At 41.3% G+C, this 6,166-nt stretch carries 6 protein-coding genes and 1 pseudogene; 1 reads left to right on the top strand and 6 read right to left on the bottom strand.

Translation table 11 applies throughout. The features are described 5' to 3' along the window. Together V7077_RS17420 and V7077_RS17415 are read right to left on the bottom strand one after the other, a co-directional pair. Positions 1-783: pseudogene (locus V7077_RS17420) on the bottom strand (RCC1 domain-containing protein); the annotation flags it as partial. Positions 784-973: 190 nt separating this feature from the next. Next, a complete protein-coding gene (locus V7077_RS17415; RefSeq protein ID WP_335504197.1) occupies positions 974-1,450 on the bottom strand; it encodes a PAS domain-containing protein in 477 nt (158 codons plus the stop codon). 308 nt (positions 1,451-1,758) lie between these two features. Between V7077_RS17415 and V7077_RS17410 the strand changes: the two genes are divergently transcribed. Continuing rightward, positions 1,759-2,058 carry a hypothetical protein gene (locus tag V7077_RS17410; RefSeq protein ID WP_335504195.1) on the top strand — a complete coding sequence of 100 codons (300 nt, stop codon included), beginning with the start codon at positions 1,759-1,761 and terminating at the stop codon, positions 2,056-2,058. 228 nt (positions 2,059-2,286) lie between these two features. On the opposite strand, the gene V7077_RS17405 is transcribed toward V7077_RS17410, so the two are convergent. The 4 genes from V7077_RS17405 to V7077_RS17390 are packed head-to-tail and all read right to left on the bottom strand — an operon-like array spanning position 2,287 to position 6,156. After that, a complete protein-coding gene (locus tag V7077_RS17405; protein ID WP_335504192.1) occupies positions 2,287-3,276 on the bottom strand; it encodes a Gfo/Idh/MocA family protein in 990 nt (329 codons plus the stop codon). An 8-nt stretch (positions 3,277-3,284) separates the two neighbouring features. Then, positions 3,285-4,127, bottom strand: a complete 843-nt coding sequence (locus V7077_RS17400; protein ID WP_335504190.1) for a sugar phosphate isomerase/epimerase family protein — start codon at positions 4,125-4,127, stop codon at positions 3,285-3,287. Positions 4,128-4,162: 35 nt separating this feature from the next. Continuing rightward, a complete protein-coding gene (locus V7077_RS17395; protein ID WP_335504187.1) occupies positions 4,163-5,134 on the bottom strand; it encodes a Gfo/Idh/MocA family protein in 972 nt (323 codons plus the stop codon). Continuing rightward, positions 5,131-6,156, bottom strand: a complete 1,026-nt coding sequence (locus V7077_RS17390) for a Gfo/Idh/MocA family protein (protein WP_420489668.1) — start codon at positions 6,154-6,156, stop codon at positions 5,131-5,133. Before V7077_RS17390 ends, V7077_RS17395 begins: the two co-directional genes overlap by 4 nt. Between the last annotated feature and the right edge of the window lie 10 nt (positions 6,157-6,166).

Here is a 6,166-nt window from a genome sequence, read left to right as displayed (position 1 = left end):
ACCCGCCGAGATCGCCACAATATCGCGCCAGCTGCTTACATTGCATTGACCATGCTGATTTAAACCTACAGCCAACACCGTTCCGTCCGATTTAAGGCCAATAGTATGCTTACTACCTGCCGCTATCTCTACAATACCACGCCAGCCGCTTACATCGCATTGACCATGCTTATTCTGACCAACAGCTACCACCGTCCCGTCCGATTTAAGACCGACGGTATGCAGGTAACCCGCTGAGATCGCCACAATGTCACGCCAGTTGCTTACATTGCATTGGCCATACCGATTATTACCCACAAGCGTCACCGTTCCGTCCAATTTAAGACCGGCCGTATGCCAGTCACCCGCCGAGATCGCCACAATATCATACCAGTCACTTACATTGCATTCGCCTTCATTATTTCGGCCCACTGCTACCACCGTTCCATCCGATTTAAGCCCAATGGTACGACACCAACCCGCCGCAACCGTGACAATATCGCGCCAGTTTTTTACATCACATTGGTAATGCTTATTCCAACCTACAGCCACCACAGTGCAGTCAGATTTAAGACCGATTGTATGAGCATTACCCGTGTTCGTCGCCATATGAACATTACCCGTTGCGACTGCCACAATATCGCGCCAGCTGCTTACTTCGCATTGACCATATTGATTACCACCTACAGACGCTACCGTTCCGTCAGACCTTAGCCCAACGGTATGACGACGACCCGCCGATATTGTTTTTTTAGGCCACTCTTTCACCTTTATCGTCGCTTCTTTCGGTGAGATATATTTCATGTTTTACCCCCTTTATAAATGAGTAGATTGGGGCCGATGTAACATCTGCTAAAAATACATATCTATCATTCTTCTTGTTGTTTAAGCGAAATAATCACCTAACATATAAGTCTATTATAAAGAAAAACACATTGAATTGGTGTATTCAATGTGTTTTTCTGCAATTCCTCAAATGGGAAGGTACTTTTTATTATTCAGGCTTAACAGCTTTAAATTCGTCAATCGTTTCAGGGGTATTTAATCCTTCTTTCCCTTGAAAAAGTTCTATATTAACGGTCACATCCATATAGCCAAGGTACCTTCCACTTACATCACGCAATGCCATAAACTTTTGATATATCTGTCCAGATTCACCAGAGCGTTTTGGGAACCAAAATTCCCATTCGTCGCGTGTTCCTGACCGGAAATCATTCAACAATTTTTCAACGTGGTGAGCCACTTTTGGGTGAAGCTCAAGCACATGCTGACCAATCGCTTCTTTACGGCGACCATGTACGCGGTTTGGATTGTTTGAATACCAGCGGAAAATATCGTTGGCATCGCAAAAGCCCATTTCAAATGGCAAAAGTTTTATGATTGAATCCAAAGTGCTTGCTTTAATCGCACCAGTTTCAAAATTAATTACAGCTTCAGGACTAATTAAATCTGACAATTTTTCTTCAGACATTTTTAAATCTCCTTTATAAAAATAATAGAATAGAATAGTAATGTGCAAAATACACCCATTAATATGATAATTTTTTTATTACTATATTCATTTTTAAAAAATAACTCTTATAAGCTGATTATCATTCTCATTTGTAAATACATTTTTATCATAAGGGAAATGCATTGCTATTTCCTTGATTTAAATCAATTTTTTTATAATCAAATATTTATAACATCGCTTCCCTTTTAGTTATTCTACAAAAATAAGAGGAAACTGCTGCTTGTTTCAAGTATAATTTCCCCATATACATCTTAGGAGGTAAAATTATGAGTAATTCAACAATAAATGTTAATCAGATTTATACTTCACAAATGGAAGGAAAATCATATTTTGATGGTGGTTTATTACAATACATAGGTTGGACTATTTTAGGGGGAATTGTAACTATTTGCACATTTGGAATTTGTTATCCTTGGGCCATTACGATGATATTAGAATGGAAAACAAGAAATACGGTGATAAATGGAAGAAGATTAACCTTTAACGGGTCAGCCAACGGATTGTTTGGAACCTGGATAAAATGGTGGTTATTGTGCATTATCACACTATTAATCTATAGCTTCTGATTGTTTATTGCATTGGAAAAATAGAAAGTAAAACATACAGTATTTGATGATTAGCAAATAAAGCCTCCCAACAAGGAGAGGCTTATTTTTATGCGATTAAATATTTGATTATTGGATCCAAGTAATCTTTGCATTCCGCTCAAAATGATAATGTAGACTATTTGATACTTCAAAATAATATTCTATACTAATGTGTTTAACCACTTTCTCGGCATTTTTAATTCCCCATTATACCTCAGCAACTATTTCATAATCGTCCAGTTGTTTTGGCTGGCCTGTTTCCCCTGAATGATTAGCCGCCAATGTGACTGCTAAAGTTTTGACAGCTTCGGAGTATGGAGCTAGGATTAATTCCTTTTTGTTGAATCGGATTGCTTCAATAAATGCATTGTCCTGTTCCTCGTAGAAATCAATTTCACTTTCGAATGTGACTTTATTATCTTTCTCAATGACATGTAAGGATGTCCCATCGATGATCACTCTGAAATCCCGACCCATGATTTCAATTCCGGTTTGGTGATCAGCCTGGATAAAGGTACTTGAAAGGTTGCCGACAGCCCCAGACTCCATCATAAAGTTAACAGACGTCACATCCGGTATATCGATATCGGGGATGTCATTCATGACATTCAACGCTGAATTCGTATACACTGTGCGAAAATCGCCTCCCAGATAGCGAATTAAGTCAACGGTATGGGTTGTCTGTTCAACCAATTGACCACCAGATAAGGACATTTTCCTGTACCAAGGTGTCGGCACAAACTTGGTCAAATAATGCGCACGAATCATGGCAATTTGTTTACCTGTCAGGTATTCTTTGGCTTTTGCAACTGTATCAAGGTAGCGTAAACAATATCCTGTTGAACATATAATGTCTGAATCGGATATTGCTTTTTCCTTCGCCCTAACCATCGGAAGATCCAGTCCAACTGGTTTTTCAACCATGAGGTGGATGCCACGGCTGGCCGCTTTTTCCTCGATCAATCCATGTGCAAATGGCGGAACACAAACAAACAATGCGTGAAGAGACTCATTTTGCAACATATCATCTACATTTACATAGGAAGGTACTCCATATTGTTCCCCAACCTCACGGACTCTGTCAGGATTGATATCACATACAGCAACAATCGAGGCATGCTCATTTTTACTGATATTCTCCAGATGTTTAGCGGCAATTCCTCCCACTCCAATGAATCCAACGTTTATTTTTTCCATAAATGTATTTAGGCCCTTTCTGTTGTTAATAGGCAGTTAAAGATAACATCCATATGACGTGAAGTATCATGAGCTAAATCATATGAAGAAATCGAATAGGACGGAATTTCAGCGGTGACGGTATCATTATATCCAATCTCATGAAGAGCCGTCATAACCTCTTTCCAGTTAACGTCCCCAGCTAGCAATGGAACAAAGCCTGTGATGTTACCAACACTTCTTCTAAAATCTTTCACATGGACCTTCCTGATTTGCTTCCCTAAAATCCGGATCCATTGCTCAGGATAGCCAAACTGAAGCACATTTCCTGCATCGAAATAGACGCCGATTAAATCAGAATTAAGCTCATCGACATAGCGTTTCATTTCAAGCGGGGATAACAAAAATTTGTTCCAGACATTTTCAATTCCGATGTGAACGCCAAGCTGTTCAGCGAATTCCGAAAGCAACCGAAGCTCGGCCTGGCTATTTTGATAGCAATCCGCATAGGATGTCTTCTCATCCACGATTCCCGGAACGACCAAGACGGTATCCATTCCCATCACACTTGCCAACTCAAGCTGCTTTTTGACAATCGTCCTTCCCCGCTCCCTGGTGCTCGCATCATTCGAGGAGAGGGGGGCTTCCCACAAAAGGCCGGTTGACAGACTGCGCAGCTCGATGTCATAGCTTTCGGCCAATTTTTTAATCGCTTCTGCCTCCTTGGCAGAGGTATCTAATGTTAACCCTATTCCACCTGGCTTATACAGATTTAATTCAACTGCATCAAACCCAGCTTCCTTACTATATCTAAACACGTTCTCCAGGGATGTATCTTCTGGGTAGCACCATTGATTTATTCCTTTTAACATTTGTCCCCACCTCTTTCAGATTTCCTGACAACCAATTACTTCAGCTTTACAGGCTGCTTTTTTTCAGCAGATTCATAGGCTGCGAATGCAACCTCTAGTGCCTTTAATCCATCAGTTCCTGTGATGGATGGTTCTTTCCCGGTTGAAGCACTATTCAAGAAGTCACTTACCAATCCAAAATCCATATCGTCTCCCCAATAATTCCAATTAGCACCACTCATGTCATAAACATCTAATTTCTGAGCAAACGCATCGACCTTAAGGGTTCCTTCACTTCCGATAATTTCTAACGTCACGTCCCCCCAGGTTGGATAGGTTTCGTTCCGTGACCAGCTGCAATCCAGAGTGGAAAATACATCATTATCGAACTCAATGGTAAGAATGCCACAATCGTCGATGTTATATGGTGAGATGGAATTGTCAATCTCCGCATATACTTCCCTTGGCTCAGAACCCATGAACCACCTCATGATGTCGACAACATGGACGGTATGGTCAATAACAGCTCCTCCGCCTGATAAGGCTGGATCGACAAACCATCCGCCGGGATTGGTCCCGCGATTTGTGCCTTTAATGGCGAGGATTTGCCCAAGATCTCCATTTTCAATCATCTTTTTGGCTCGAAGAATCGCTGAGTTAAAGCGCACCGGGAAGGCAGTTTGCAAAATAACATCATTTTGCTTACATACTTCGATCATCGCTTCTGCATCTTCTAGCTTCGACGCAATTGGTTTTTCACACAAAATATGTTTTCCAGCCTTTGCTGCAGCCACGACATGTTCGCGGTGTTTGCTATTCTCAGATGTGATGATTACAGCATCTAAATCCTGTTCGAGTAATTCTTGATAACGGCTAAAATATTGGGTTTGATATCTTTCGGCTGCCTTTGTACCACGATTTTCATCGTCATCTGCAATTCCCGCCAATTGAACCCCATCGATCTTTGTTAATGCGTCAGCGTAACTGTATGCATGACCATGAGCGAAACTGATAATCCCTACCTTCATCGGATTTGTGCCTCCTCTTTTTGATTTTCATTTATGATGACCTCTCTGCCTGTTTCGATAGATTTAAGGGCAGAAAGGGCAATTTCCATTGCTTTATAGGCATCTTCTGCTGTAACTATCGGATCCTTGCCGGTTTTAATGCAGTGAATAAAATGGTCCAATTCAACGAAATAAGGGTTGTCCTTTAACGGACTTTCAGGAACGGCTACGCCACCGCCCGCTGTACTGTTTTTTCTGCCTTCAAATACAACGGGAACAGACTTAGAGCTGTCATGTTCAATAATTCCACTCTGACCCGAAAATTCAAATCGGGTTGTGAACGATTGATGGGCCCAAGATCCTTCTACATGGGCGATCACGCCGTTTTTAAAACGAAGAGTCACTAAGGAATAATCAATCCGCTTCAGATTCCCATCTTTGATGCTTTTGGCATAGACACGTTCCACTTCCCCATAACACCATCTTAAGAAGTCAAAGTCGTGGATAATCATATCTAACACCAATCCGCCGCTCTTTTCATAGTCCGCATACCAGTCATCTGATCCGTACGGAAATCCTCCCCCTCTAAAAGTACGGACAACGGCTACTTTTCCGATTGTTCCTTCTTCAATAATCTTTTTCGCGCGTACATACTCAGGAAAGAATCGCACGACATGACCAACAAATAGCTTTACGTCTTTTTCCTTGCAATACTCAATCATTTCTCTGGCATCAGCCAGATTCCTGGCAAGCGGCTTTTCACAAATGACCTGCAGCGCTTGGTCGGCAGCTTTTTTCAAAAATGGTTTATGAAATGGAGTAGGTAGACAGATTGAAACCACATCGACCTTATTTAATGATTTGATGGCTTCTTCGAATGTTTGGAACGCCGTTGTGTGTAATTTTTCGGCCAACTTCTTGGCTTTATCCAAATTTTTATCTACGATTCCAGCAAGAACGGCATTTTCCATTTTTACGAAGGCTTCACCATGCACACTTCCCATCGTGCCAGCCCCTATTAATAGAACATGTAACACTGTCATCTCTCCCTTA

This window comes from Neobacillus vireti, assembly GCF_036962465.1.
Taxonomy (GTDB): Bacteria; Bacillota; Bacilli; order Bacillales; family Cytobacillaceae; genus Neobacillus; species Neobacillus vireti_B.
The sequence above is the reverse complement of the archived record's forward strand: the minus strand, read 5'-3'. Positions and strand labels throughout refer to the sequence as shown.

Excerpts from the sequence above, each read along its gene's own strand:
- V7077_RS17415 (WP_335504197.1), bottom strand. The coding sequence starts at position 1,450 with ATGTCTGAAGAAAAATTGTCAGATTTAATTAGTCCTGAAGCTGTAATT.
- V7077_RS17410 (WP_335504195.1), top strand. The coding sequence starts at position 1,759 with ATGAGTAATTCAACAATAAATGTTAATCAGATTTATACTTCACAAATG.
- V7077_RS17390 (WP_420489668.1), bottom strand. The coding sequence starts at position 6,156 with ATGACAGTGTTACATGTTCTATTAATAGGGGCTGGCACGATGGGAAGT.
- V7077_RS17395 (WP_335504187.1), bottom strand. The coding sequence starts at position 5,134 with ATGAAGGTAGGGATTATCAGTTTCGCTCATGGTCATGCATACAGTTAC.
- V7077_RS17405 (WP_335504192.1), bottom strand. The coding sequence starts at position 3,276 with ATGGAAAAAATAAACGTTGGATTCATTGGAGTGGGAGGAATTGCCGCT.
- V7077_RS17400 (WP_335504190.1), bottom strand. The coding sequence starts at position 4,127 with ATGTTAAAAGGAATAAATCAATGGTGCTACCCAGAAGATACATCCCTG.